The sequence below is a fragment of the Bacillus sp. Marseille-Q3570 genome, from assembly GCF_946151055.1.
Taxonomy (GTDB): Bacteria; Bacillota; Bacilli; order Bacillales; family Fictibacillaceae; genus Pseudalkalibacillus.
The window spans coordinates 1-23,091 of the sequence record NZ_CAMGYZ010000006.1; the positions used below are offsets into that span (position 1 = coordinate 1).

Here is a 23,091-nt window from a genome sequence, read left to right on the forward strand (position 1 = left end):
GTGGAATACTACAATTCCTTTAGGTATCAATGGGGATTAAAAAGAATGACCCCAGAACAATTCCGGGGTCACCTCTTAGCTGCTTAGGTCCTTTTATTAAACTGTCTATTTTTAAGGGTACAGTTCAGTCTTTATTGACAGCTGCTTTTTTCGCATTCCTGGATCATGACAGGGGATGTTCTTTTTAGCCATGGCCTATACTGCATATACCGCTTGAAGTTGATTTGCGACAAGGAGAATAGTGTGAGCGCGACCCATATGAATCCGAAGCTGATGAGATGTGTCTTCGTGAATGTCTCATGAAAGAAATAGATTCCGACGAGCAACTGAATAGTCGGATTGATATATTGAAGGAAACCGATCGTCGATAATGGGACCTTTTGTGCGCCTTTTGAAAACCATAAAAGCGGAAGCGCCGTGACAGCACCTGCACCAAGCAACAAGATCGTTTCAAGAAGGGACACATGACCGATAGCAGCGGTTCCTTTTACTTGTAGGAAGGTAAGATAGGTCAGGACGAGCGGTAGGATGAAAAATGTTTCCAGTGTTACCGATACGAGTGGTTCGACCTTGACGACCTTTTTCACCACACCATACAAAGCGAATGTCGATGCGATGATCAGCGCGACCCAGGGGATCTGACCGAATTGGATCGTCATGATCAACACACCGGTTGCAGCAAGCAACAACGAGATGATTTTCCAATGGTTCAATTTTTCCCGAAAGATGATGACACCTAACGCAATACTTAGAAGCGGGTTGATGTAATACCCCAGGCTTGCTCCGATTACATGATTCGATGTGACCGCCCATATGAAAATGAACCAGTTCGCACTGATGAGAAGAGCGGCCAAGAACACCCAAGAAGCCTGGACCCGGTTGGCGAGCACTTTTTTCACCTGTGACCAACCTCCGATCAACAGCAGGATGAAGGCAGCAAAAAGGAAGGACCATAGAATCCGGTGGGCAAAAATTTCATAGGCAGGTATCCCCTTGAGGAAATACCAGTAGATCGGCAGAACCCCCCAGGCGACGAAGGCTGCAAGTGTATAAATCATTCCGACAACAGAATCAGACAGTCTATTCAACATAAAAAGGACCTCCTAATGATTGTTTAGTAATAACATACGCCAACTCTTTGCATTAGTAAAATGAATCTTTATAATAATAAGTATGAGTAAAATTAATGAAGGGTGGAAAATGGATGAATACGACGATCATCCAAATGGAGGTTTTCATAAAAATCGTTGAAACGAAAAGCTTCACAAAAGCAGGGGAAGATCTGGGCATGACGCAGTCCGCAGTAAGCCACGCCATATCCAGCTTAGAATCCGCCCTGGGCTTTCAATTGATCATCCGTAACCGTTCCGGTGCTGTCATTACGACCAACGGGGAAAAAATGCTTGCGCATATACGGAATATACTGCGGCATACGGAGCTCATGAAGCAGGACGCAGAGAGCATCATGGGCTTGCAGAAAGGGAAAGTCCGGGTCGGCTCATTCGAAAGTGTGATGATCAACTGGGTACCGGATATCATTGGACAATTTCAACAAATGTTCCCTGATATTGAAGTGGAACTGATTGAAGGGGATTACCAGGACATCATCCAATGGCTTCTTGAGGGGAGGCTCGATTTAGGATTCATCCTTGAAACAGAACGGATGAACGTCGATTTCCATCCGCTTAAAGATGATCATTTATCTCTGTTGATTCCATGTGATCATCCCCTCAGCGAGGAACGTGAGCCCTCGATTGAGCAGGTCGCTTCGTATCCGTTCATCATGCCGAAAAAAGGATGTGATGAACAAGTGCGGAAGATGTTCAAAGCGGAGAATCTCGATCCGGATGTCCGCTTTGTGATCAAAGATGTCCATTCGATCATTGCCATGGTGAAATCCGGTATCGGAATAAGCATCATGCCTGAACTGACCTTGCCGAAGCATATGGATATGATAAAAGCGACGAGGATTTGTGAAGAGGTTTACCGCACGATCGGGATCGCTGCACCGTCATTCAAGCGTCTGTCGCCTGCTGCCGGTAAGTTTTTCGAGCTGACCAAAGCCTGGGTCAGAAATACTTGATGTTGAATTCTTCCGTAACGGACACCAGAGCCGCTATTCAGTACAAAAATGGGTGTTTCCGAACCCTAACGGACACCACAGCCGTTATTTGTGAACAAAACAGCTGATTTCATCCGATTTTTACAAAATAAGGTCTCTGGTGTCCGCTAAAATCTTGAAAAGGGCACTTTTGGAGGAAATAACGGCTCCTGTGTCCGTTAAAATTTGAAGAGGGGTGGAAAGAATGTATATTCCTTCGCATTTTAAAATTTCCGATACGCAAGTTGCCTTTGACATTATGAAAGAAAACAGCTTTGCAACGCTATTTTCTCAACATGATGGAATGCCGTACGCTACTCATCTGCCGTTACTTGTGGACAATGACCAGCAATCTTTATACGGGCATTTTGCACGTCCGAACGCACAATGGAAGGATATTGAGGGTCAACCGATATTAGCTGTTTTCCATGGGCCGCATTGTTACATATCCCCGTCGTGGTACGAAACAAAAACAGCAGTCCCAACCTGGAACTACGTCACGGTGCATGTTTACGGTCAAGTGGAGTTGTTGACTCAGGAGGATGAGGTTATGGAATCCTTGCAAGAAATGGTGGCGTATTATGAAGCACCAAATAGTCCATACAAGTTGGAGGATATAGATGATGGATACCTCGCTGGGATGAGCAAAGGGATCCAGGGGTTCAAAATCAAAATTGACAAAATTGAAGCAAAAGCTAAATTGAGTCAGAACATCCTTTTGCCCGACAGGAACGTATCATAAAAGAACTCGAAAAAAGCCCGAACTCCGATGAACAGAACATTGCAAGGCTGATGAAACGCAACCTTGTTTGAATAAACGAACAACTAATCCTTCTGATTTTCCTATTTTGTCCGCCTGATCCAAGGGTATAGTCCCAGTTATTTCCTTATCCTTCCTAGCATATTTATAGCTAGAAAGGGGGGATGCTGTGATGAATAGACAGACATACGCAGAACTGCAGTACCCAGAAGGCATGCTTTCGATTATCAGGAACGGTCTGGATCGGACTGGAACACCGAAATCGGTCATCATTATCGGAGGGGGTCTGTCAGGGTTGGTTGCAGCATCCCTCTTGAAACAGGCAGGTCATCAAGTGACGATCCTCGAGGGGAACAGTCGGATTGGTGGCAGAGTTTTGACCTTAAGGGAACCATTTACGGAGGGCAATTATCTGGATGTCGGGGCAATGAGAATTCCTGAAAACCATGCATTGGTGCTTGAGTACATCAAGCGATTCCAACTGCCTTTGAATAGATTTATCAACTCTACACCGAGGGATGTGATCTATGTCAACAATGTGTTGACAACTAGAGAAGTGTATGAGGAAAATCCGGATATCCTCCAATTTCCGGTGGCACCTGAAGAAAAAGGGAAGACAGCAACGGAATTACTTTTAGCAGCGACCACGCCTTTCGTGGAGCTTTATACAAGCAGCACACCGGAAGAACAGGAAGAGTTGAGGAAAGAGTATGCTGGCTATTCAATGGGCGAGTTCCTGCAGTTCAATCCTATAGGTCCATCCCTTTCATTGCCTGCAATCCGTATGATCAACGTCATGCTCGGTATTGAAGGGTTTCCGGAGTTTGCTTTCTTGGATATTTTGACCGATATCGTCTATCCGATCTTCAGTGAGGATTTGCAATTTTATGAGATCCAGGGCGGCAATGATCGTCTTCCGTCATCTTTTTTCCCGCAACTTCAGAACGACATCATATTCAACCAAAAAGTGATTCGGATTGCGCAAAATGACAGCGGCGTCCTGGTCCAAGCCCGAAACCCTTTGACGGAAGAAATCAACGAATACAAGGGAGATTATGTCATTGCTGCCGTTCCTTTCACTGTTTTTCAGTTTATTGATGTGATTCCGTATGATTCTATACCTTTTGAAAAGTGGCAAGCAATTCGGGAGCTGAATAATGTACCAGCTGTTAAAATCGGAGTCCAATTCAAACGTCGGTTTTGGGAAGCGAACGGGCTCGGGAATGCGATATCTGATCGTCCGACTCGTTTTTCGTATATTCCGAGTCATGGTATCGGGTCAGAAGGTCCTGCGGTGCTGTTGGCAAGCTATAGCTGGGGAGCTGATGCAGAATTGTGGACCAGTTTGAGCTTTTCAGAACTCGTCTATACCTTGTTGAAAGATCTTGCGAAAATATATGGGGATGTCGTATATACAGAATTTCAGAATGCTGTAGGGTTCGATTGGAGTGAAAATCCATATTCCGTAGGGTGTTTTACGTTATTCACACCGAGACAAGAAGAGGAATTTGATGAAATAATCAGGCGTCCAGAGGGAAGGATCCACTTTGCCGGTGAACATACATCTTCGTTCCATGGATGGATGGAAGGGGCGATCGAATCCGGTATCCGTGCTGCATTTGAGGTGAATGCAAGGGAATGAAATATCTTTTGGTGACAGGATCAAGGTCCTAATCCACGTATGCATATTGACAGCGGAGGGATTTAAGGGTATTCTTATAGTAATAAAATAAAAATCGTTTCTCCTAAAGGGGAGTAGCTTTTACAGCAAAGTCGTCATTCCAGAGTTCACGCTCTCGGCTTTGTTGGCAACGAAACTGTTGTTAGCAAGACCTTTACCGGTTCAGGTAAAGGTCTTTTTTGATGGCCTTTACCAGATTGATGGTAGAGGCCATTTTTGTTTTACATATTAAAAAAAGGAGTGAAGTGGAATGGAATTATTCAGTGCTGAATTTTTCACCGCACTATTATCGATCGTGATTATCGATCTGGTCCTGGCTGGAGACAATGCGATCCTGATCGGGCTTGCTGCAAGGAATTTACCTCAATCACAACAGAAAAAAGTCATCATGTGGGGAGCGCTCGGTGCGATCCTGATCCGAGTCGTCGCTACACTTGCGGTTGTCTGGTTGCTCAAGATTCCGGGGTTGCTTTTAGTCGGGGGATTACTGCTTGTGATCATCGCGTATAAACTGTTGGTGGATGACAAAGACCATGACGTAGAGGCGGCAGGCGGATTCTGGGCCGCAATCCGCACAGTCATCATTGCGGATGCTCTTATGGGATTAGACAATGTATTGGCGATTGCAGGTGCCGCACACGGAAACATGGTTCTCGTCATTTTAGGACTATTGATTTCGGTGCCTGTTGTCATGTTTGGTAGCAAACTCATCCTCATGTGGGTTGACCGTTTCCCGATCATCATCACGATCGGAGCAGCGATCCTTGCCTGGACGGCTTCGAAAATGATCGTCGGAGAACCATTCTTGCATAGCTTTTTCGACAACGGATTCATCAAGTACGGATTCGAATTGTTTGTAGTAGGGGCAGTGATTGCGGTCGGCTATTTGAAAAAGAGGAAAGTGGAACAGGAAGTCGAACAAGAAGAACAGGTTGTTTTACAGAAAGCGGACTAAGAATTTTTTGTGCTTGAAGAAAGCATAAAATACTTTCTTCCGTATAAGGGCACAAGCTGGCGGCTTTGGAAACAGTACAGCGCACGAAGGAAAAACAATTGCTTTTTCGAGGAACTGAAACTCAGCCTGCGTTAAGGTTTTGGCTTTGCAAAGTTTTCTTTGTATGATTTTGAAACCTTTTCAAGAGCCATCCGTAGGAATAGTGGCGGATGAATAGTCTTATGTTTTTACCGTCTTGTGTTTTATCTTTGATGGTTAAGTACAGACTGATGGAGGGGAATATGAGCATTTTCTCACGATTGTTCAATAAAAAGGATAAGGAAGTTGAAAAGGTTGAAGAACGGAATTTTTTCAACATCCAGATCAACGATATCATCACGTACAATTTTGAAGATTATCAGGTGAGCGGAAAATTGATCTACAATGATGGCGGTTATGAGTGGTATGCGTATCAGCTTGTCGGAACGAATGAGACGATCTGGTTGAGTGCAGAAATGGATGATGAGCTTGAACTCGGAATCTACAAAAGCACGAAACAAAAGCTTACCGAACCGATTCCAAACAAGGTGACCGTGGAACAGACAGAATATACCCTTGATGAAAAAGGGACCGCTTCAGTACGGGGAGAAGGCAGAGGGAAAAACGTGAACGGCCAGCAAGTGAAGTACTTTGATTTCGCAAATGATGCAGAAGACCGCTTCCTTTCCGTTGAAATATGGGGCAGTGAAGTCGAAGTCAGTGAAGGGCATGAAATAGAAAGCTATGAAATAAAAATCATTGCTGCAAGCTAGACGTAGCTTGACTTCGCAAAAAAAATCACATAATCAGGAGGTATAGCATGTTTAATTTCTTTAAAAGAGTACGTACAATGGTTTCATCCGAATTGAATTCAGCACTTGATAAAGCGGAGGATCCGGTAAAATTGCTTGACCAGTACATGCGTGAAATGTCTGCGGATATCCGTGAAGCTGAAACGGCTGTCGCGAAACAAATCGCAAATGAAAAGATGCTCAAGAAAAAGTATGAAGATGCAAAGAGCATGGTAGAGAAAAGGGAAGAGCAAGCGGTTCAGGCTTTGGAAGCCGGGAATGAAGACCTCGCCCGCAGAGCGCTGGAAGATAAGCAGAAACACAATCAACAGGCAGATACACTGCTCGCTGCCCATACCAAAGCAAAGGACGATGCTGATTCCTTACGAGAAAGACTATCTGAAATGAAAGCGGAATATGATGAGATGAATCTGAAGAAGGATTCCCTCAAAGCAAGAGCTGAATCTGCGAAGACGAAGACTAAGATCAACCGCACGATGTCGAATATCGGCAACGACAGTTCGCAACAAGGCTTCAAGCGGATGGAAGAGAAAGTGCTCCAGTATGAGGCTGAAGCGGAAACGACGGATGACATGCGCTCTTCAAACAAGTCCCTCGATGATGAGTTTGAGGCGATGAACACGAAGAATAATGTAAACGATGAATTGGCGGAGTTAAAGAAAAAAATGGGGAAAGAATAACCTTCTTTCCCTTTTTGATGGGGGTGTGTCGATGAGAAGGAAAGTCATAGGAATCTCCATAGCGGCAACATTTCTCCTCCTGGTAGCTTGTGGATCTGCTAGTGTACTGGATTGGATTGCCGAACACTATCCATTGGAGGATGTGGTCGAAAGCAGTACCGATCCGGATGATGTTGCCAGAATATATGTTGGCGAACAACAAACCATATCTGAGGTCTCTTCACAAATCCAGAAGGACCATCAACCAGAAGAATCCAGTGAAATAAAGGAAGATAAGCAGATTTTGGTTTATGATGATTATTTCGTGACACTTACGCAGGATGAAGATGATCCTGATAATACTCTTATTGAAGTGGCATCGAATGAGTTTGCACGGGATAATTACCGGCCTGGCTTTTTTAATGGATTTATTGCGTATTACATACTGGATCGAACTTTCGGTGTGAATGATTGGAGATACAAACAGGATCAGCGATGTGGTACGAAATGTTATGGAGGCTACAACCATTCAGGTGGAAATTATAAAGGTCCTGCTGTCCCTTCTTCTTTTAGAGGATCTGGGAATCGCGGCGGAGGTCCTGGAACTGGAAAATAACTTTTGGGAGGTTTAGTATGAGTCCATTTATTTTAACGCTATTATACTTTATCGCAGCAGTTGTGATCGTTGTCATCGGTCTTGTCATATTTGAGCTTGTGACGACGAAATACAAAGATTGGGAAGAAATCAAGAAAGGAAATTCTGCTGTCGCCCTATCGATCGGCGGTAAGATCATCGGTATCTGTATCATTCTGGCGTTTTCGATTTATACGAATGATAGCATCCCTCAGACCGTACTCTGGGGAGGTTATGGAGTCGTTTTACAATTAGTCGCCTATTACTTGTTTGATTTTCTCACGCGCAGGTTTACAGTGGAAATGGAATTGAAAAATGGGAACGTCTCTGTCGGGATCGTTTCGATGTGTGTGTCAATCGGACTGGCATTTGTAGTCGGAGCTTCGATTACATAACAGCAATTATCGGAAAACGTAAGGCTTGTTGAATTTGGTGACACTCGTACGGGGAAAGCGGGTCTAAGCAGCCATGTATTCAGCTAACGGACATCAGAGCCGTTATTTGTGACAAAATGAAGTGTTTCTGAATTTTAACGGACACCAGAGCCGCTATTTGTGAACAAAGCACCTGATTTTCTATGATATTAGCCAAATAAGGTCCCTGGTGTCCGTTAAGTTTGTAAAATCCCTTTGTTTGGGTCAAATAAGGTCTCCTGTGTCCGTTAGCGGGTAAGTGGAAAATCAACAATATAAAATGCAAGAAGATCGGGGAGAACCAAGTCATTGGCTCACCCCTCTTATTTTATGAAGTACGTGCCAGGCACCATTTGAGAATGTAGTCGTAGCAAGGGTTCCAAAAAGGTGCCTGGCACCAGTTGCGTAGGTGAAATCATGATAGATAACGGGACAATCAAAAGTAATCGAATTTACTGGGCATCAGGAATCGTATCGATATGCGGTATCATCTTCGAAGTCCTGTTTGGTGCATTAGGTTCATACATCCTGGGGGATGGTGTGAAACAGTACACGTTGACGATTTCCTTATTCCTCACTGGTATGGGAATCGGATCTTTCCTAAGTGAGAAAGTGATGAAAAAGCTGATCGAAGCCTTCATCATCATTGAGTTTTCCGTCGCCTTGATCGGCGGTTTTTCAGCGTTTCTTTTGTTTGGTGTTACGGCATATCTCGCAGATGGATCGGATGCGATCTTTCTATACACGGTCATTCTTGTCATCGGTACCCTTACTGGGCTGGAATTACCGATTTTGATCCGTAAAGCGAATGAAATAGGCGTCCAGATCAATAAAAGTACAGCGAGGGTTCTTTTTTCAGATTACGCAGGCGGATTGATCGGCGGTTTACTCTTCATTTTCCTTTTTCGTCCACAATTCGGTCTCGTAAAATCGGCTTTCCTCGTTGCTATCATCAATCTAGTTGTCGCACTCTGGGTCTTGTATACTTTCAGAAAAGAAATCCCCCGTGTGAAGACCTATTCTTCCATTGGCAGCCTCATTTTTATCCTCCTGATCGGCGGGGTGATGTTTGGTGAAGAAATGGCTCTTTCCTTTGAACAGAAGTTGTACAAAGACCCGATCATCTATACCGAAGAAACGAAGTATCAGCATATTGTCTTGACGAAGGAACAAGGTGATCTAAGGCTCTATTTGGATGGACAGCTCCAGTTCAGTTCTGCTGATGAATACAGGTATCACGAAACCCTGGTCCATATCCCGATGGCGCTGGCAGAGCGGAAAGAGAGGGTACTGGTCCTTGGTGGTGGTGATGGTCTCGCGCTCCGTGAACTGGAAAAGTATAAGGATATAAAAGAAATTACGCTGGTCGACCTTGATCCGAGAATGGTTGAATTGGCGGAAACCAATCCGCTTTTGAAAGAGTTGAATGGCAATGCATTTGAAAATGAAAAGGTGGAGGTCCTCCATCAAGATGCATATGATTTCATGGAAAAGGCGGAAGGTTTTTATGATGTCATTTTGGTTGATTTACCTGATCCAAACAACGAATCTCTTAATAAGTTGTACACACTTGAATTCTATTCTTTGCTCCGGAATCACCTGGATCCAGGCGGAATGATCATGGCGCAGGCTACCAGTCCGGTATTTGCTAGAGAGGTGTATTGGACGATCGATCAAACGTTTGCGGAGACGGGCATGAATACTGAAAACTTCCATCTCGATATACCGAGCTTCGGAAACTGGGGATTTGTCCTGGCATCAAGGAGACCGATCGATGTCAACGAGGTCGATATCAACGTTGAGACCAAGTACTTATCGACGGAACTGATCCCTTCGTTGACACACTTCGGGAAAGATGAGGATCGTTCTTTTGCTCATAAAGATGGGGGTGAAGTGGACCTTAAACCGAATACATTGATTCGTCCGATTTTGATTGATATCTATGAAAAAGCCTGGCAGGATTATTGATTAAAAGGGAAGTGAGGCTGTCCTGAGCGGAGCAGCCTCACTCCATTAAACACGTCTTTTAATAAACTTATACACTAGGATTGCTGCAGCTACCACAAGCAGGATATGGATGATTCCGCCTACGATGTTGAATATCACACCGAGCAACCAGATGATTAGTATGATCCATAAGATTGTCCAAATCATAGATGAAAATCCTTTCATTGATGTATTTGTCAGATAGTTTTCCCGGAAACCCTCAATAACATGCAGATGATCAGATTTATCCCTTATGATCTGGAGGTGTCTAAATGAATCACTCCCCTACGATTCATATTTTGAATGGACAAGTGATGTATGATCATTTCAAAAAAACACGCTTTCTCAACCACGACATGATGGTCCCCTTCAACGAGGCGATGTGCTATGGAGAAACATGCACGGATGTCTTTTCCAATCAGTTCTCTGAAATCCGTGCCAACGTCCACAAAGTAACCCATGAACAATATTATGAAATCACACTAAAACCATTACAGCCCCTCTTCAATGGGGAAATTTCACGAATTGAACTCTGGTTTGATGCGGATATGTTTTGCCAGATCAATCTCCTGACCATTTTAGCCTGGTTGGATCAGACGGATTATAAAGAGAATGTGCAATTACATATCGTCGATGAAAAGTTTGAGCCCTTGAAGCAGTATACCCTGGAGGTGGACGGGTACCATGAGATTTACCAAAAGGTATTAATCCACAAAAAGATGCCCGATATTATCAATCTGCCCCCATTACAGAAGGGGATCGAGCTATTTTTTAATTATCGTAACCCAGACAGTGATCTCATCCGGTATATCAAAGATCATCAAGATGTACCTACAGATGAACTCGTATCCTTACTCTTAAAAAACTTCAAAAACTATGGGTTGGGCGATACCCAATATTATGAACTTATAAAATCTATCTGGGAGCATAGGACAAAAGAATAATAGACATACGACTCATTTTTTTGAATTTTCCGAAACTTACGTAACATTATTTGACAAAGAACGTCTAAACCGTTGAATAAAGATGTAAGGAGATTCAAATAATGAGACGTTCACTTAATTTTACTGTTGCTTGCTTGTTCATGGTTATGTGTCTGGTGGCCTGTTCTTTTGCAGCATCGGGCTTTCAGGAAAGTCAAGATGAAGAGACTGAACGACCATCGGAACATACACGTGAACAGGCAAGCAATGGAGACATGAATGAGGAGATTGATTCTCCAACTCAAACGGAAGATAAGGATGCCGATTTAGTCGAATATCACGGACCTGTCGAGCATATCTTTTTTCATCCAACAATCGTCTATACAGAGTTGGCATTCGATTATGATGCGATGGCTAAGGGATACAACGATTATTTTGTCACTGTAGATGAATTTAAAAGGACGCTCAATGAACTTCACAAGAATGACTATATTTTAATCGACATCAACTCACTGATCGTGGAAAAAGAAGATGGGAAAATTGGAACGAGGCAATTGATGCTTCCAGAGGGTAAGAAACCATTGGTCATCTCGATCGATGATATGAATTACTATGACTATATGAGGAAGAACGGGAATGTCTTTAAGCTGGTGCTTGATGAAGAGGGTGAAGTCGCCTCCTACGAAAAGACACCCGAAGGTAAAGAGCTGATTACGCGTAATCATGCGATTGCTCCTATTTTAGATCAATTTGTAGAGAAGCATCCCGATTTCTCGTTCAATGGAGCGAAGGGGCTCATAGCATTGACCGGGTATGAGGGTGTTCTAGGCTATCGGACAAATGAATTGGATAGAGCTGATATTGAAGATCGCAAGCAAGAGGCACTCAAGGTCATCAAGCGATTAAAAGAGACGGGGTGGACATTTGCGTCACATGGTTATGGTCATCTGGATGCGAACAAGGCAGGTTATCAACGCCTGGCTGACGATACTGCCCAGTGGAAATCGGAAGTGGAGTCGTTGATCGGAGTGACAGATGTGTATGTTTATCCTTATGGCAGCAGGGTCGAAACAGGAGGAGCGAAATTTAAGGATCTTGTGGAATCAGGCTTTAAAATCCTCTGTGGTGTTGGACCTGAACCATATCTGGAAGTATACAAGGATAGTGTGATCATGATGGACCGCCGTCACATTGACGGTATTGCACTTCAAACGCAAAAAGACAGATTAACACCTCTTCTAGATGCGGACATCGTGCTTGAACATGAAATCCGGCCAGAGTATTAGGTGTAAAAAACAAGACAAAGCCATGATTCAGCGAAAAAAAAAGCTGCCGATAGCGTAGGCAGCTTATGACAGTGACGGTCACCACTGTCATTTAGGGGGAGGGGATAGGTCTTTAATGGATTTATGCGTTAAAGTATAAATGATTAACGAAGGGGAGTAAATACGACAAAAGGCGTAATATGTATTTGTTATAAAAATAATAGCAGCCTTCTGTGATGAAGGCTGCAAACAGTATTATCATGCTGGTTCTTTATCTCGCTTACGAAGTCCCAGGAGTCCTACTAATCCTAAGAGACCAAGCCATTCCCAGTTCGTATCATTTCCAGCGCCAGTAGCAGTGACATTTGCTCGACCATTACGACGATCCTCAGCATCTGCTTCATCACCGATTCTCAATGGACCATCGTCCTCATTGATGTTCAGTGGTCTTTCACCATAGTTTCCATCATCAGTTGTGTCCATTCGATCATTATTACCTTCTGCAAAAGCTGTGATCGAAGCTGATGAAAGGATTAATGTCAATGTAAAAAGAATAGACAAAAGAGCTTTCATTGTCATTCTACCTCCTGAATTATCTTGTTTTTAGAAACATGTTCAACTTTATAGTTCCGATTTTTGAGATAGTTATTCATGAAAAGAACGATATGTAAAGGTTAAGTTCATTAAAAATGTAGGTGACAAGAGATAACCATGCCGGGAATGGCTTTGTGATTTTTGTTGGTCAATCTTGATGGCTTTTAACGTTTAATGAATAGGTTTGATCATATGGATAAGGACAAAACGATACGTAAAAAAAATGGAGGTTTGTTTGATGTTGAAACTGTTTGAATATAACTGGCAGGTTCGTGAGGATTGGTTCAGATGGTGTGAGGATTTGTCTGAGGAAGAATTGTTGAAGGAACGGGTTGGTGGAGTCGGCAGTATCCTATATACATTGTTTCACATTGTTGATGTCGAATGGAGTTGGATTCTTGGTCTGAAGGGTGAGCCAGAGACAGAAGAACCCCCCTTTGAGAAATTTTCCAGCTTGAAAAAAGTGAAGGATTTTTCAAGTCGATGTCATGCCGATGTTGAACCATTTGTGAGATCCTGGACAACTGAAATGGAGTACCGGATCCTATCAGAGCCGGATACTAATGGAAAAATGGTCAGCTTCAAGCATGGTGAAGTCATGCGTCATGTCATTGCCCATGAAATTCATCACATCGGGCAGTTATCAGTGTGGGCACGTGAAACGGGAAGAAAACCAGTCACGGCAAATCTGATCAGAAGAGGATTGTACGTTGATTACAATTAGCGGACATGAGAGCTCTTATTAGTGGCAAAAAGCGATGTTTCGGAAATTTTGCGGACACCAGAACCGTTATTTGTCAATAAATCCGCTGAATTTCAATGAAAACCATCAAATAAGAGCGCTGGTGTCCGCTATTTTAGTGAATTCCAATGGAATCAACGAAATAAGGTCTCCTGTGTCCGTTAGCGCATCATCATGAAATGAATTTGATAAAAACTAGACTCTTATAGAGGGTACTCTTAACTTCAAGCGAAATTGGGCCTCTTCTGCGAGACTTGCGAGCTAGGCTAACCGCACAGCGAACTGGCATCTTAATATAAAAGAATGACTTTTGACTAAACACCACCACATCTTATGTTGAATGTCCTAGTCAATGCATCCTGCAATTTAGTGAGGAGGCTCACGGTCAGCCAGTAAAAAATCAACAATTGAACAGACCCTAAATTGGGGCGAAAACCCTTTCATAGCAATGAAAACGCTTTAAATATGACAAAACAATGGAAATATATATAATTTTCAGAAAACCTGTTGTCATTCGACAAGTTTCCGTATAGAATACTCCCTATCGTTTATTTTGAAGGGAGGCTTAGCGATGGTTACATTTCTTGCATCCATCATGTTATTACTTCTAGGATATTTTTTCTATGCAAAGGTGGTTGAACGAATTTTCGGCATCGACGACCTGAACCGGACCCCTGCATATACGAAGAATGACGGGTTCGATTACACACCTATGAGCTGGTGGAAAGCCACCCTCATTCAACTGCTCAACATCGCAGGCCTCGGCCCGATCTTTGGTGCCATCTTAGGGGCACTGTATGGACCAGTGGCATTCATCTGGATTGTCATCGGCAGTATCTTTGCAGGTGCTGTCCACGACTATTTTTCCGGGATGTTATCTCTACGTCACAACGGTGCACAATTTCCGACGATTGTCGGTAAATATCTTGGAAAACCAGCGCAATCCATGATCAATGTGCTTTCCATCGGTTTGATGATTCTTGTGGCTGCAGCATTTACAGCAGGTCCAGCACAGCTGATGGCGGAGATCACACCCTTAAGTTTCACGGTGTCCATCATGATCATTCTCGCCTATTTTCTTGTAGCGACATTATTGCCTGTCAATAAAATCATCGGACGGATTTATCCGATTTTCGGAGGAATCCTCATTTTCATGGCGCTTTCGATTGGTGTAGGATTGTTCTTTTTTGATAACCCGATTCCGAATTTGACCGTGAACAACCTGCACCCTGAGGAACTGCCGATTTGGCCACTATTGATGGTCACGGTATCGTGCGGGGCAATCTCAGGTTTCCATAGTACACAAAGTCCGATTTTATCCAGGACGTTGAAGAAGGAAAGCGAAGGGCGGAAAGTCTTTTACGGTGCCATGATCAGTGAAGGGGTCATCACGCTCATCTGGGCAGCTGCCGGAATGACGTTCTTTGGCAGTACAGCGGGGCTTCAGGAGGCTCTTGCGGGTGGAGGCCCTGCAGGTGTCGTAAACGAAATAAGCTCGACGACCCTTGGAACACTGGGCGGCGTCCTTGCCGTACTAGGTGTCATCATTTTACCGATTACGACAGGGGATACAGCATTACGGTCATCCCGTATGATGCTTGTAGACCTTTTAAAGCCTGTTCTCAAAAATGCCGGGAAGAAGACGAATGCATTGCTCGTCATTCCAGTTGCAGCTCCTGCCTTTTTGCTGACTCAAATCGATTACAGCTTTTTATGGCGTTACGTCGGCTGGTCGAACCAGGTCGTTGCGACTGTCATGCTTTGGACAGGAGCCATGTACTTGATCATGCATCAGAAGTTTCATTGGATCTGTAGTGTGCCGGCATTATTCATGACAGCAGTGGTGAGCACATATCTTTTTTATGCACCAGAAGGATTCGGATTGCCTTACATGACATCGATGGTGATCGGGGCTGCGATCTGGACAGTCGTATTCATCTGGTTCATCACCCGACTTGTAAAATGGAAAAATCCTGATCAAGCAAATATCGTCGTCGAAAAAGCAAGTTGAATTCTATAAATCCACTAGGGGCTGTTAGGGCAGCCCCTTATTTATTTTGTGAAGACCTAGGGAGAATCTATTAGAATGTAGGGAATATAAGGGGTTAGAGGAGAAGTCAACATTGGACTGATTGGAGCAGTCAATTATTCCGTTATAAACGTTAATAGAAGAGACTTCGAAATAGACCAGGTGTTGTTAAAAAGAGATGAACAACTTCCACTCAAGTATAAGTATTATCTAAAACGCTGGGTAAAATATGAAAAACAAATAAAAAATAGGAGTGAGAACATGCCAGAAAATGATAATGCGAGGCAAACGACGGGATCTGAAAATAATCAGGATTTAACAAATATGGACAGGATGGAAGGTAAAGGGAAAAATAAAAAGGATAAAACACATTCTGAAAAAATCCGATACGAACATGCTGACGAAATATATGAATAAATTATTAAAGGGTCCAAAGTTAACTTTGGACCCTGCAAATTTCTACGTCCTCACAAGCCTTCATTGCAACCCATTCAATAAAACGAACCTCATCCCTTAATAACGGGCGGCCGATTTTCAATTGAAATTCGATGACTAAACTACGGTAAATATCTTCAAATACATCTGAACCTGCCATAGATTACACCTCGTATAAAAAAATCATTACCTTTAACTTATATGTAAGATCTATTTTCTGAATTCCATATTTTCTATCGTTAGTCCATCTAAACGTATGTTTATCGGATTAATTTTTGCCGTGGGAAATAAACAAATGTGATTCCTCCTGTAAATCAGTTTTATATTCCGCTTAACCATAAATAACCTCCGAGAAATTTCGGAGGTTATTTATATTTGTGGGAATAATCCTCTCTATATTAAAAATGTTCGTTGACTTCCCATGATTCAACCATTTGGTAAGCCATTCTCGGTGGATAGCCCCTTCCGATCAGATAGCTGATTGCTGCCACTTCCATCATTGCATGTCTATAAGATGTTTTCTTAGCTTCATCCAGCCCATATTGAACAAAAGGTTGTACTGTCATTAATGTTTGGTGCTTTAACCGTGGATCATAATGTGATTGCTGATAGCCATCATAGTGTCCAGGTGTTTGGCCCCAATGGTACGGATTCCCGTTCATATACACACTCCTTAGAATTAATGATTCCTAGTGTCAGTCTATGTAGGTACAAGTTGTCCATTGAGCCTATTTCAACCTTGATGTTGGTTTTAAAATTTATTTCTAAAATTACATGCATAATTTTCCAAGAATGTTTTCAAACTAACTTCGAATCAAAATTTAAGGAGGAATCTACATGTTCTTGAAAGCAAAATTCTTGTTGGTTGCATGTCTTTTCGCTACGGCATTGGTAGCTTGTAACATGGGGGGCAACGATAACGATAACATGGGGGAAAACGGTGCTGAAACGGAGAACATCGGCGATCGCGATAACGGGGTCATCGATAACAATGATCGTGCCGGTGTCATGAACAACGAACGTGTCCGAGTTGCGGAAAAAGCTGCTGAAAAGATTGAAGCTATGAAACAAATCGAGGATGCGAACGTTTTCGTCACAAACGAAAATGCATATGTTGCAGCACAGTTCACTCCTGCTGTAAAAACAGAAGGCGAAGTGACGAAGGAAATCGAGCAAGAAATTTCTAAGAGAGTCAAATCGACTGACCCTGACATCAACAATGTTTTCGTTTCGACAAACCCAGAGTTCTTTGATCGTTCACAAACATACGCTGAAAAGTTCGGCCAAGGAGAGCCTGTCCAAGGTTTGTTTGATGAATTCAACGAAACGATCCGCCGCGTTTTCCCTAACGCCCGTTAAAAGATCAATATCATAAGTGAAAGTGAATCAAAAGGACCGATCCGGATTACCGGATCGGTTTTTTAAGTGCACAAGCTGGCGGCTTCGGAAGCAATGCAACTGCAGATCTGGAATTACTTCAAATTTTCTGGGATTAAACACAAATTTCTAGAATTACGGATGTGATGTCCTCAGGTAATCCCAATAACGCTCCCGCTCCCATAAAATGTATGATTATTTAATAAATGTATACTCCGATAAAATGAAAGCGCTTTAATAAAGAATTTTTATAAAAGCTGTTGAATAAAAATACTTAACTATGTATAATAATCCGAAACAGAAGACAGAAGAGCAGATAGGAGATGGAGTCATTTGAAAGCAGCGATTATCGGAGGAACCGGTTATGGGGCAGTTGAGCTTGTGAGGTTGCTGCATAACCACCCCCTAGTTGAAATTTCCACTATTGTTTCCCACTCGAACAGCGGCAAGGAGCTTCAATCGATCTACCCGCATTTATCAGACATCATCGACACTTCTTTTGCTGAGATGGACGTGGCGAAAGTCAGTGAAGAAGTGGATCTCGTATTTTTCGGAACGCCATCAGGAGTCAGTTCAGAACTGATTCCGCAATTCATGGAACACGGAGTGAAGTGCATCGATCTGGCTGGTGACTTCCGGTTGAAGTCCCCTGACATCTATGAAACGTGGTATAAGAAAGCCGCACCACCTTCGCAATACACAGATCAGGCAATCTACGGGTTGAGCGAAATTTACCATGACGATGTGAAAAATGCGACCCTGATCGCGAACCCCGGATGCTATCCAACAGCAACGTTGCTTGCGCTCATTCCGGTTTTAAAAGAAAAGTTGATTGATGCGCAATCGATCATCATCGATGCAAAGTCTGGACTTTCAGGGGCGGGGAGAAGCCAATCACTAACGGCGCATTTCACGGAAACGAACGAAAACTTCCGGGCATACAAAGTTGCCTCACATCAGCATATACCGGAAATTGAACAGATCCTCGCCAATGAAAGCGGCGTCGATCTTCAGGTTTCGTTCACTCCTCACCTTGTGCCGATGACAAGAGGCATCATGTGCACGATTTATTCGAATTTGACAACAGGAAAAACGACAGAAGAACTCATCACGTTATATCAATCATTTTACAAAAATCATCCTTTCGTCCGCATCCGGCCTGAAGGGGTCATCCCGGGGACGAAAGAGGTGTACGGAAGCAACTATTGTGATATCGGTTTTACAGTGGATGACCGGACTGGCAGGGTAACGATCGTTTCCGTGATCGACAACCTCGTCAAAGGTGCGGCAGGCCAAGCGATCCAGAATATGAACCTGATGCTTGGATGGGATGAACAGACAGGGCTTACCAATGTGCCGATTTATCCATAAAAGAGAGGAGGAACGATGATGCAAGCAGTGAAAACGAACGAAATCGTCGGTGTAAATGATGGGGGTGTCACAACGCCGCTGGGCTTCAAAGCTGGCGGGATCCACTGCGGACTTCGAAAAACGCGTCTTGATCTGGGGTATGTTTTATCAGAAGTTCCAGCAGTGACTGCTGGTGTCTATACGACGAACCAATTTCAAGCTCCTCCGTTAAAAGTGACGCAGGAAAGCATCGCGGTCGAGAAGAAAATCCAGGCGGTGCTTGTGAACTCGGCGGTCGCGAATGCATGTACTGGTGATCAGGGCTTATCGGATGCATATGAGATGCAGCAAGTGTTTGCGGATGAACTTGGTATTGCGAAGCATCATGTCGCGGTTACCTCAACTGGAGTGATCGGCGTCCATTTGCCGATGGAGAAGATCAAGTCCGGTGTGAAAACTATCCTGGCGGAAAAACATATAGGGGCAGTGAACTTTGAGGAGGCGATCCTCACGACCGATACGACGGTCAAACACCATGCCGTCCAGTTTGAGGTCGACGGGAAGCTGGTCAGTATCGGTGGGGCTGCGAAAGGGTCCGGGATGATCCACCCGAACATGGCGACGATGCTTGGTTTTATCACGACAGATGCCAACATCGAGCATGATAGTCTGCAGGCAGCAATGCGGCAGGTGACGGACGAGACGTTCAACATGATCACGGTCGATGGCGATACGAGTACGAACGACATGGTGCTCACGCTAGCAAACGGAAAGGCAGGCAATGAACCGCTCACTGAGGACCACCCGGATTGGGATGTGTTTTTTCAAGGTTTGAAATCAGTCTGTGCATCGCTTGCAAAAAAGATTGCTCGTGATGGTGAAGGGGCAACGAAACTGATCGAGGTTAACGTGAAGGGGGCCACAAGCGGAACTGCCGCCCGTGCTGTCGGGAAGTCGATCATTTCCTCAAACCTCGTGAAGACGGCGATTTACGGGACGGACCCGAACTGGGGAAGGATCGTCTGTGCGATCGGTTATAGCGGCGAGAAGGTTGAACCGGAAAAGGTCAGTGTTTCGCTTGGCGATATTCCAGTCGTCATTAACGGTCTGCCATGCCCTTTCAGCGAAGAAGAAGCATCGAACTATTTGAAACAAGAAAATGTGCATATTCATGTTGAGCTGAATCAAGGTGAGCATGAAGCGACGGCGTGGGGTTGTGATCTGTCCTATGATTACGTGAAAATCAATGCATCGTATCGAACATAAGGAGGAAGCTGATGAACTATCTTGTCATCAAGTGTGGCGGAAGTGTTTTGGAAGCATTACCCGAATCGTTTTATGAAAATATCGTCCATCTGGAGAAGGAACTCGATGTGAAACCGGTCATCGTCCATGGCGGCGGCCCGCTCATTTCATCGCTTTTGAAAGTGATGGGCACGGAAACGACCTTTGTCAACGGACTGCGCGTGACGACCGAAGAGGTGCTTGATGTCGTCGAAATGGTACTGAGCGGTTCAGTAAATAAACAGATTGTCAGACACCTTGTTGAGGCTGGTGGTGCCGCATATGGATTGAGCGGGATCGATGGCGGTCTATTGAAAGCGAAAAAGCTGGAAAGCTCTGTAGACCTCGGATATGTCGGTAAAATCTTTCACGTGGAGACGAAGCTGATTTCACAGCTAGGCGACCATGGCTATATCCCTGTCATCTCACCGCTCGGGATTGATGAACGGGGACAGCGGTACAACATCAATGGGGACATCGCTGCTGCGGAAGTGGCGAAAGCGCTTGGTGCGAAGCTTTGTCTGATCAGCGATATACCAGGCATTTATGTAGAGGAAGCGGACGAAAAGCAGGTGCTCCATTCCGTGACGAAGGAGGATATTTTACAGCTGATGGATGCCGAGGTGATCACTGGCGGGATGATTCCGAAAGTGAAATCAGCGATCGATGCGCTCGAGCACGGGGTGCCTGAGGTGTCGATCATCAACGGGATGGCTGTAGATGCACTGATCGATTTTTGTACAGGAAAAGAGATTGGCACGAAAATCACACTAGCTGAGGAGGTCGCACATGTCCACTGAACTACTGACAGAAATATCGCCACTCATGAAAACATACAACCGGTTTCCGATTACGCTTGAAAAAGGGAAAGGAAGCTACGTTTGGGACCAGGATGGGAATAAGTATCTCGATTTCACTTCAGGCATAGCTACATGCAACCTGGGTCACATTCCCGATGTTGTCAAGGAACGTGTGGATGCTCAATTGGGAAAGCTCTGGCACTGTTCGAACCTGTATCATATCCCGGAGCAGGAGGCAGTTGCCGAACTGCTGGTGAAACATAGTTGCGGTGAACAGGTCTTTTTCTGTAACAGTGGTGCCGAGGCGAATGAGGCAGCGATCAAATTGGCAAGGAAATATGCGCGTGAGGTGAAGGGTGAAGAAGAAGCATGCGAGATTGTGACCTTCAACCAATCGTTTCACGGGCGGACGATGGCAACGCTGTCTGCTACCGGACAGGCGAAGATCAAGGATGGTTTTGCTCCGTTGCTTCCGGGGTTCCGTCATCTTCCTTTTAACGATGTTGAAGCATTGCAACAGCTTCCATCCAATAAAACGTGTGCGGTGCTGGTCGAACTTGTCCAGGGTGAAGGCGGCGTGATTCCGGCGGATGCAGACTGGATACAGCAGCTCGAGGACATCTGTAAAGCGAACGGAATCTTGTTGATGGTTGATGAAATCCAGACAGGAATGGGCCGGACTGGGACACTGTTTGCTTATGAGCAGTATGGAATCGACCCAGATGTGATTACGGTTGCGAAGGGGCTTGGTTCTGGATTTCCGATCGGCGCGGTGATTGCGAAAGGGAAAGTCGGTGATGCCTTTGGTCCAGGTACACACGGCAGCACGTTCGGCGGGAATCCGCTGGCTTCTTCGGCTGCCTTTGCGACAGTCAACCACCTCGTTTCGAGCGATGTCATCAACGAAACCTTCATCCTTGGTCACTATTTGAAAAATCAGCTGGAGCAGTTGAATGGCGCGTTTGCGGATATAAAAGAAGTGCGTGGAAAAGGATTGCTGCTAGGGGTCGAGATCAGCGGCAAAGCGATCTCTGTTGTGGAAAAAGCGCGAGCGAAAGGCGTGCTGATTTTAGTAGCAGGTCCGAATGTAGTGAGGATCCTTCCGCCGCTCACGACCTCGAAGGAAGAAATCGATGACTTCGTGGACGTGTTGAAAGAAGTCTTTGCAGAAGCTTGAAAAATCTATAAGGAGAAATACTTTCTACAGTATAAGTACAATTAAGGCTCAGCCTGCGCCTAAGGCTTAGCTTTGCTAAGTTTTCTTTATATGGAACCTTCATACGACCAGTCAAACAGGAAAAACGGTTTGATTTGTCCGTATGAAGGTTCCATACGACCATTCGAGCAGTAGAATCTGGCTCGTTTGTCCATATGAAGGCTCCATACGACCATTCGAGCAGTAAAATCGTGCTCGTTTGTCCGTATGAGGGCTCCATACGACCACTCGATCAGTATATTCGTGTTCGTTTGTCCATAAGCTCCATTCATCGTGAATAAAAATAAAAACACCCCGGATGCTCATGGCGTCCGGGGTGCTTCTATTTAATGGTTGATGCATGGCGGTCTGCATCAACCCTGGTAAAGGAGAGGAGGCTTTGCTTTTATTCGACGTAAAAAAGTCGTTTGAAAAGGGGGAGGATCCCTTTTCATACTCTATCATACGCATTTTGCTAGAATGTGACTGTGCGTTTGCTAGATTAATAGAAATATATTTGATAGATTTCCGCTTGCCTTTGTATAGTCGAGGCGGGCTTTTTATCAGACCTTCAAGAGGGAGTTGAACATTTCTTCCTTTTTAAAAAGGACATATCCGTTTCAACCAGAATTGTTTAGTTATAAAGAATTAGGAGGAGTTTACGAAATGAAGATGCTTGAAGCCATTCCTGCTTTGCCTGTAAAGGATCTTAAGAGCAGTATTACGTTTTATCGGGACACATTAGGGTTTGCGCTTGTTCATGAAGAGGATGGTTTTGCAGTGCTGACCTGGGATGAGGTCGAGGTCCACCTCTGGCTGGCGGATGATGAACGATGGCGGATGGTAGACAGGCCTGCTCCAGTCATATCAGGCGCAGAGTCGTTCATTGCCGGGACAGCGAGCTGTAGGATCGGTATGGATGGTGTTGATGAACTTCACGGACGCCTGGCAGAACATGAGATTTTACATCCGAATGCACCGCTTGGAGATCGTCCATGGGGAGTCCGGGAATTTGCCGTAGTGGATCCCGACAACAATCTGATCACATTTTATGAGCGACTGGTACGTTGAAAGGAGT

The 23,091-nt window shown here is 44.4% G+C and carries 26 protein-coding genes and 1 pseudogene; 21 read left to right on the forward strand and 6 right to left on the reverse strand.

Translation table 11 applies throughout. The annotated features are described in order from the left end of the window. Positions 1 to 87, forward strand: a complete 87-nt coding sequence (locus N8M93_RS22885) for an IS3 family transposase (protein ID WP_396125556.1) — start codon at positions 1 to 3, stop codon at positions 85 to 87. A 44-nt stretch (positions 88 to 131) separates the two neighbouring features. Here the strand turns inward: N8M93_RS22885 and rarD are convergent, their stop codons facing one another. Then, on the reverse strand, positions 132 to 1,091 hold the full coding sequence (rarD, locus tag N8M93_RS11635) for an EamA family transporter RarD (protein WP_261132014.1): 960 nt from the start codon (positions 1,089 to 1,091) through the stop codon (positions 132 to 134). A 113-nt stretch (positions 1,092 to 1,204) separates the two neighbouring features. Between rarD and N8M93_RS11640 the strand changes: the two genes are divergently transcribed. The 9 genes and pseudogenes from N8M93_RS11640 to N8M93_RS11680 all read left to right on the forward strand — a co-directional run bounded on the left by N8M93_RS11640 (position 1,205) and on the right by N8M93_RS11680 (position 10,001). After that, the gene (locus N8M93_RS11640) at positions 1,205 to 2,083 is read left to right on the forward strand and encodes a LysR family transcriptional regulator (RefSeq protein ID WP_261132015.1); all 879 of its coding nucleotides are present in this window, start codon (positions 1,205 to 1,207) and stop codon (positions 2,081 to 2,083) included. A gap of 223 nt (positions 2,084 to 2,306) precedes the next feature. Next, positions 2,307 to 2,914, forward strand: a pseudogene (locus N8M93_RS11645) (FMN-binding negative transcriptional regulator). A gap of 119 nt (positions 2,915 to 3,033) precedes the next feature. After that, complete coding sequence (locus N8M93_RS11650; protein WP_261132016.1) at positions 3,034 to 4,503, forward strand: flavin monoamine oxidase family protein; 1,470 nt, start codon at positions 3,034 to 3,036, stop codon at positions 4,501 to 4,503. Positions 4,504 to 4,792: 289 nt separating this feature from the next. Next, positions 4,793 to 5,497 carry a TerC family protein gene (locus N8M93_RS11655; RefSeq protein ID WP_261132017.1) on the forward strand — a complete coding sequence of 235 codons (705 nt, stop codon included), beginning with the start codon at positions 4,793 to 4,795 and terminating at the stop codon, positions 5,495 to 5,497. A gap of 281 nt (positions 5,498 to 5,778) precedes the next feature. Further along, entirely contained in the window at positions 5,779 to 6,288 is a 510-nt protein-coding gene (locus tag N8M93_RS11660; RefSeq protein WP_261132019.1) for a DUF4178 domain-containing protein, read from the forward strand. A 47-nt stretch (positions 6,289 to 6,335) separates the two neighbouring features. Then, positions 6,336 to 7,007: a PspA/IM30 family protein gene (locus tag N8M93_RS11665; protein ID WP_261132022.1), complete on the forward strand. Its 672-nt coding sequence runs from the start codon at positions 6,336 to 6,338 to the stop codon at positions 7,005 to 7,007. 31 nt (positions 7,008 to 7,038) lie between these two features. After that, the gene (locus N8M93_RS11670; protein ID WP_261132023.1) at positions 7,039 to 7,602 is read left to right on the forward strand and encodes a DUF4247 domain-containing protein; all 564 of its coding nucleotides are present in this window, start codon (positions 7,039 to 7,041) and stop codon (positions 7,600 to 7,602) included. A gap of 17 nt (positions 7,603 to 7,619) precedes the next feature. Continuing rightward, complete coding sequence (locus tag N8M93_RS11675; protein ID WP_261132025.1) at positions 7,620 to 8,015, forward strand: DUF350 domain-containing protein; 396 nt, start codon at positions 7,620 to 7,622, stop codon at positions 8,013 to 8,015. Positions 8,016 to 8,450: 435 nt separating this feature from the next. Beyond that, positions 8,451 to 10,001, forward strand: coding sequence for a polyamine aminopropyltransferase (locus N8M93_RS11680; protein WP_261132026.1), 1,551 nt, complete (start codon positions 8,451 to 8,453; stop codon positions 9,999 to 10,001). A 45-nt stretch (positions 10,002 to 10,046) separates the two neighbouring features. Here the strand turns inward: N8M93_RS11680 and N8M93_RS11685 are convergent, their stop codons facing one another. Beyond that, positions 10,047 to 10,187, reverse strand: coding sequence for a lmo0937 family membrane protein (locus N8M93_RS11685; RefSeq protein WP_261132028.1), 141 nt, complete (start codon positions 10,185 to 10,187; stop codon positions 10,047 to 10,049). A 104-nt stretch (positions 10,188 to 10,291) separates the two neighbouring features. Between N8M93_RS11685 and N8M93_RS11690 the strand changes: the two genes are divergently transcribed. Both N8M93_RS11690 and N8M93_RS11695 read left to right on the forward strand, forming a co-directional pair. Beyond that, the gene (locus N8M93_RS11690; RefSeq protein WP_261132029.1) at positions 10,292 to 10,963 is read left to right on the forward strand and encodes an AraC family transcriptional regulator; all 672 of its coding nucleotides are present in this window, start codon (positions 10,292 to 10,294) and stop codon (positions 10,961 to 10,963) included. Between the two features lie 101 nt (positions 10,964 to 11,064). Then, positions 11,065 to 12,228, forward strand: coding sequence for a polysaccharide deacetylase family protein (locus N8M93_RS11695; protein WP_261132031.1), 1,164 nt, complete (start codon positions 11,065 to 11,067; stop codon positions 12,226 to 12,228). A 237-nt stretch (positions 12,229 to 12,465) separates the two neighbouring features. Here N8M93_RS11695 and N8M93_RS11700 read toward each other — a convergent pair whose 3' ends face one another. Then, positions 12,466 to 12,780: a WGxxGxxG family protein gene (locus N8M93_RS11700; protein ID WP_261132033.1), complete on the reverse strand. Its 315-nt coding sequence runs from the start codon at positions 12,778 to 12,780 to the stop codon at positions 12,466 to 12,468. 259 nt (positions 12,781 to 13,039) lie between these two features. On the opposite strand from N8M93_RS11700, the gene N8M93_RS11705 reads away from it, so the two are divergent. From N8M93_RS11705 to N8M93_RS11715, 3 genes are all read left to right on the forward strand, one after another. After that, positions 13,040 to 13,525 (forward strand): DinB family protein, encoded by a 486-nt coding sequence (locus tag N8M93_RS11705; RefSeq protein ID WP_261132035.1) that lies wholly within the window; start codon positions 13,040 to 13,042, stop codon positions 13,523 to 13,525. A 589-nt stretch (positions 13,526 to 14,114) separates the two neighbouring features. After that, a complete protein-coding gene (locus tag N8M93_RS11710) occupies positions 14,115 to 15,554 on the forward strand; it encodes a carbon starvation protein A (protein WP_261132037.1) in 1,440 nt (479 codons plus the stop codon). A gap of 279 nt (positions 15,555 to 15,833) precedes the next feature. Further along, a complete protein-coding gene (locus N8M93_RS11715) occupies positions 15,834 to 15,989 on the forward strand; it encodes a hypothetical protein (protein ID WP_261132038.1) in 156 nt (51 codons plus the stop codon). A gap of 19 nt (positions 15,990 to 16,008) precedes the next feature. Here N8M93_RS11715 and N8M93_RS11720 read toward each other — a convergent pair whose 3' ends face one another. Further along, positions 16,009 to 16,167 (reverse strand): hypothetical protein, encoded by a 159-nt coding sequence (locus N8M93_RS11720; RefSeq protein WP_261132040.1) that lies wholly within the window; start codon positions 16,165 to 16,167, stop codon positions 16,009 to 16,011. A 238-nt stretch (positions 16,168 to 16,405) separates the two neighbouring features. Beyond that, a complete protein-coding gene (locus N8M93_RS11725) occupies positions 16,406 to 16,669 on the reverse strand; it encodes a hypothetical protein (RefSeq protein ID WP_261132042.1) in 264 nt (87 codons plus the stop codon). Positions 16,670 to 16,844: 175 nt separating this feature from the next. Here N8M93_RS11725 and N8M93_RS11730 point away from each other — a divergent pair, with 175 nt between their 5' ends. The 5 genes from N8M93_RS11730 (at position 16,845) to N8M93_RS11750 (ending at position 21,995) form a co-directional block, all read left to right on the forward strand. Next, positions 16,845 to 17,366 carry a YhcN/YlaJ family sporulation lipoprotein gene (locus N8M93_RS11730; protein ID WP_261132044.1) on the forward strand — a complete coding sequence of 174 codons (522 nt, stop codon included), beginning with the start codon at positions 16,845 to 16,847 and terminating at the stop codon, positions 17,364 to 17,366. A 351-nt stretch (positions 17,367 to 17,717) separates the two neighbouring features. After that, complete coding sequence (gene argC, locus N8M93_RS11735) at positions 17,718 to 18,755, forward strand: N-acetyl-gamma-glutamyl-phosphate reductase (protein WP_261132046.1); 1,038 nt, start codon at positions 17,718 to 17,720, stop codon at positions 18,753 to 18,755. Between the two features lie 18 nt (positions 18,756 to 18,773). Further along, entirely contained in the window at positions 18,774 to 20,000 is a 1,227-nt protein-coding gene (gene argJ / locus N8M93_RS11740) for a bifunctional ornithine acetyltransferase/N-acetylglutamate synthase (protein ID WP_261132048.1), read from the forward strand. An 11-nt stretch (positions 20,001 to 20,011) separates the two neighbouring features. Beyond that, positions 20,012 to 20,818 carry an acetylglutamate kinase gene (gene argB / locus N8M93_RS11745; protein WP_261132050.1) on the forward strand — a complete coding sequence of 269 codons (807 nt, stop codon included), beginning with the start codon at positions 20,012 to 20,014 and terminating at the stop codon, positions 20,816 to 20,818. Continuing rightward, the gene (locus N8M93_RS11750) at positions 20,808 to 21,995 is read left to right on the forward strand and encodes an acetylornithine transaminase (protein ID WP_261132053.1); all 1,188 of its coding nucleotides are present in this window, start codon (positions 20,808 to 20,810) and stop codon (positions 21,993 to 21,995) included. The genes argB and N8M93_RS11750 overlap by 11 nt, the downstream gene beginning before the upstream one ends. 86 nt (positions 21,996 to 22,081) lie before the next feature. Here N8M93_RS11750 and N8M93_RS11755 read toward each other — a convergent pair whose 3' ends face one another. After that, positions 22,082 to 22,327, reverse strand: coding sequence for a hypothetical protein (locus N8M93_RS11755; RefSeq protein WP_261132056.1), 246 nt, complete (start codon positions 22,325 to 22,327; stop codon positions 22,082 to 22,084). 352 nt (positions 22,328 to 22,679) lie between these two features. Here N8M93_RS11755 and N8M93_RS11760 point away from each other — a divergent pair, with 352 nt between their 5' ends. Then, on the forward strand, positions 22,680 to 23,084 hold the full coding sequence (locus tag N8M93_RS11760; protein ID WP_261132057.1) for a VOC family protein: 405 nt from the start codon (positions 22,680 to 22,682) through the stop codon (positions 23,082 to 23,084). Positions 23,085 to 23,091: the final 7 nt, after the last annotated feature.

Bases quoted from the DNA above. Each gene is read 5' to 3' on its own strand.
- N8M93_RS11690 (WP_261132029.1), top strand. From the start codon at position 10,292: ATGAATCACTCCCCTACGATTCATATTTTGAATGGACAAGTGATGTAT.
- N8M93_RS11650 (WP_261132016.1), top strand. From the start codon at position 3,034: ATGAATAGACAGACATACGCAGAACTGCAGTACCCAGAAGGCATGCTT.
- N8M93_RS11680 (WP_261132026.1), top strand. From the start codon at position 8,451: ATGATAGATAACGGGACAATCAAAAGTAATCGAATTTACTGGGCATCA.
- N8M93_RS11700 (WP_261132033.1), bottom strand. From the start codon at position 12,780: ATGAAAGCTCTTTTGTCTATTCTTTTTACATTGACATTAATCCTTTCA.
- N8M93_RS11665 (WP_261132022.1), top strand. From the start codon at position 6,336: ATGTTTAATTTCTTTAAAAGAGTACGTACAATGGTTTCATCCGAATTG.
- N8M93_RS11685 (WP_261132028.1), bottom strand. From the start codon at position 10,187: ATGATTTGGACAATCTTATGGATCATACTAATCATCTGGTTGCTCGGT.
- N8M93_RS11720 (WP_261132040.1), bottom strand. From the start codon at position 16,167: ATGGCAGGTTCAGATGTATTTGAAGATATTTACCGTAGTTTAGTCATC.
- N8M93_RS11655 (WP_261132017.1), top strand. From the start codon at position 4,793: ATGGAATTATTCAGTGCTGAATTTTTCACCGCACTATTATCGATCGTG.
- N8M93_RS11730 (WP_261132044.1), top strand. From the start codon at position 16,845: ATGTTCTTGAAAGCAAAATTCTTGTTGGTTGCATGTCTTTTCGCTACG.
- N8M93_RS11670 (WP_261132023.1), top strand. From the start codon at position 7,039: ATGAGAAGGAAAGTCATAGGAATCTCCATAGCGGCAACATTTCTCCTC.
- N8M93_RS11705 (WP_261132035.1), top strand. From the start codon at position 13,040: ATGTTGAAACTGTTTGAATATAACTGGCAGGTTCGTGAGGATTGGTTC.
- N8M93_RS11760 (WP_261132057.1), top strand. From the start codon at position 22,680: ATGAAGATGCTTGAAGCCATTCCTGCTTTGCCTGTAAAGGATCTTAAG.
- N8M93_RS11750 (WP_261132053.1), top strand. From the start codon at position 20,808: ATGTCCACTGAACTACTGACAGAAATATCGCCACTCATGAAAACATAC.
- N8M93_RS11660 (WP_261132019.1), top strand. From the start codon at position 5,779: ATGAGCATTTTCTCACGATTGTTCAATAAAAAGGATAAGGAAGTTGAA.
- N8M93_RS11695 (WP_261132031.1), top strand. From the start codon at position 11,065: ATGAGACGTTCACTTAATTTTACTGTTGCTTGCTTGTTCATGGTTATG.
- N8M93_RS11640 (WP_261132015.1), top strand. From the start codon at position 1,205: ATGAATACGACGATCATCCAAATGGAGGTTTTCATAAAAATCGTTGAA.
- N8M93_RS11675 (WP_261132025.1), top strand. From the start codon at position 7,620: ATGAGTCCATTTATTTTAACGCTATTATACTTTATCGCAGCAGTTGTG.
- argB (WP_261132050.1), top strand. From the start codon at position 20,012: ATGAACTATCTTGTCATCAAGTGTGGCGGAAGTGTTTTGGAAGCATTA.
- N8M93_RS11710 (WP_261132037.1), top strand. From the start codon at position 14,115: ATGGTTACATTTCTTGCATCCATCATGTTATTACTTCTAGGATATTTT.
- rarD (WP_261132014.1), bottom strand. From the start codon at position 1,091: ATGTTGAATAGACTGTCTGATTCTGTTGTCGGAATGATTTATACACTT.
- N8M93_RS11725 (WP_261132042.1), bottom strand. From the start codon at position 16,669: ATGAACGGGAATCCGTACCATTGGGGCCAAACACCTGGACACTATGAT.
- N8M93_RS11715 (WP_261132038.1), top strand. From the start codon at position 15,834: ATGCCAGAAAATGATAATGCGAGGCAAACGACGGGATCTGAAAATAAT.
- argJ (WP_261132048.1), top strand. From the start codon at position 18,774: ATGCAAGCAGTGAAAACGAACGAAATCGTCGGTGTAAATGATGGGGGT.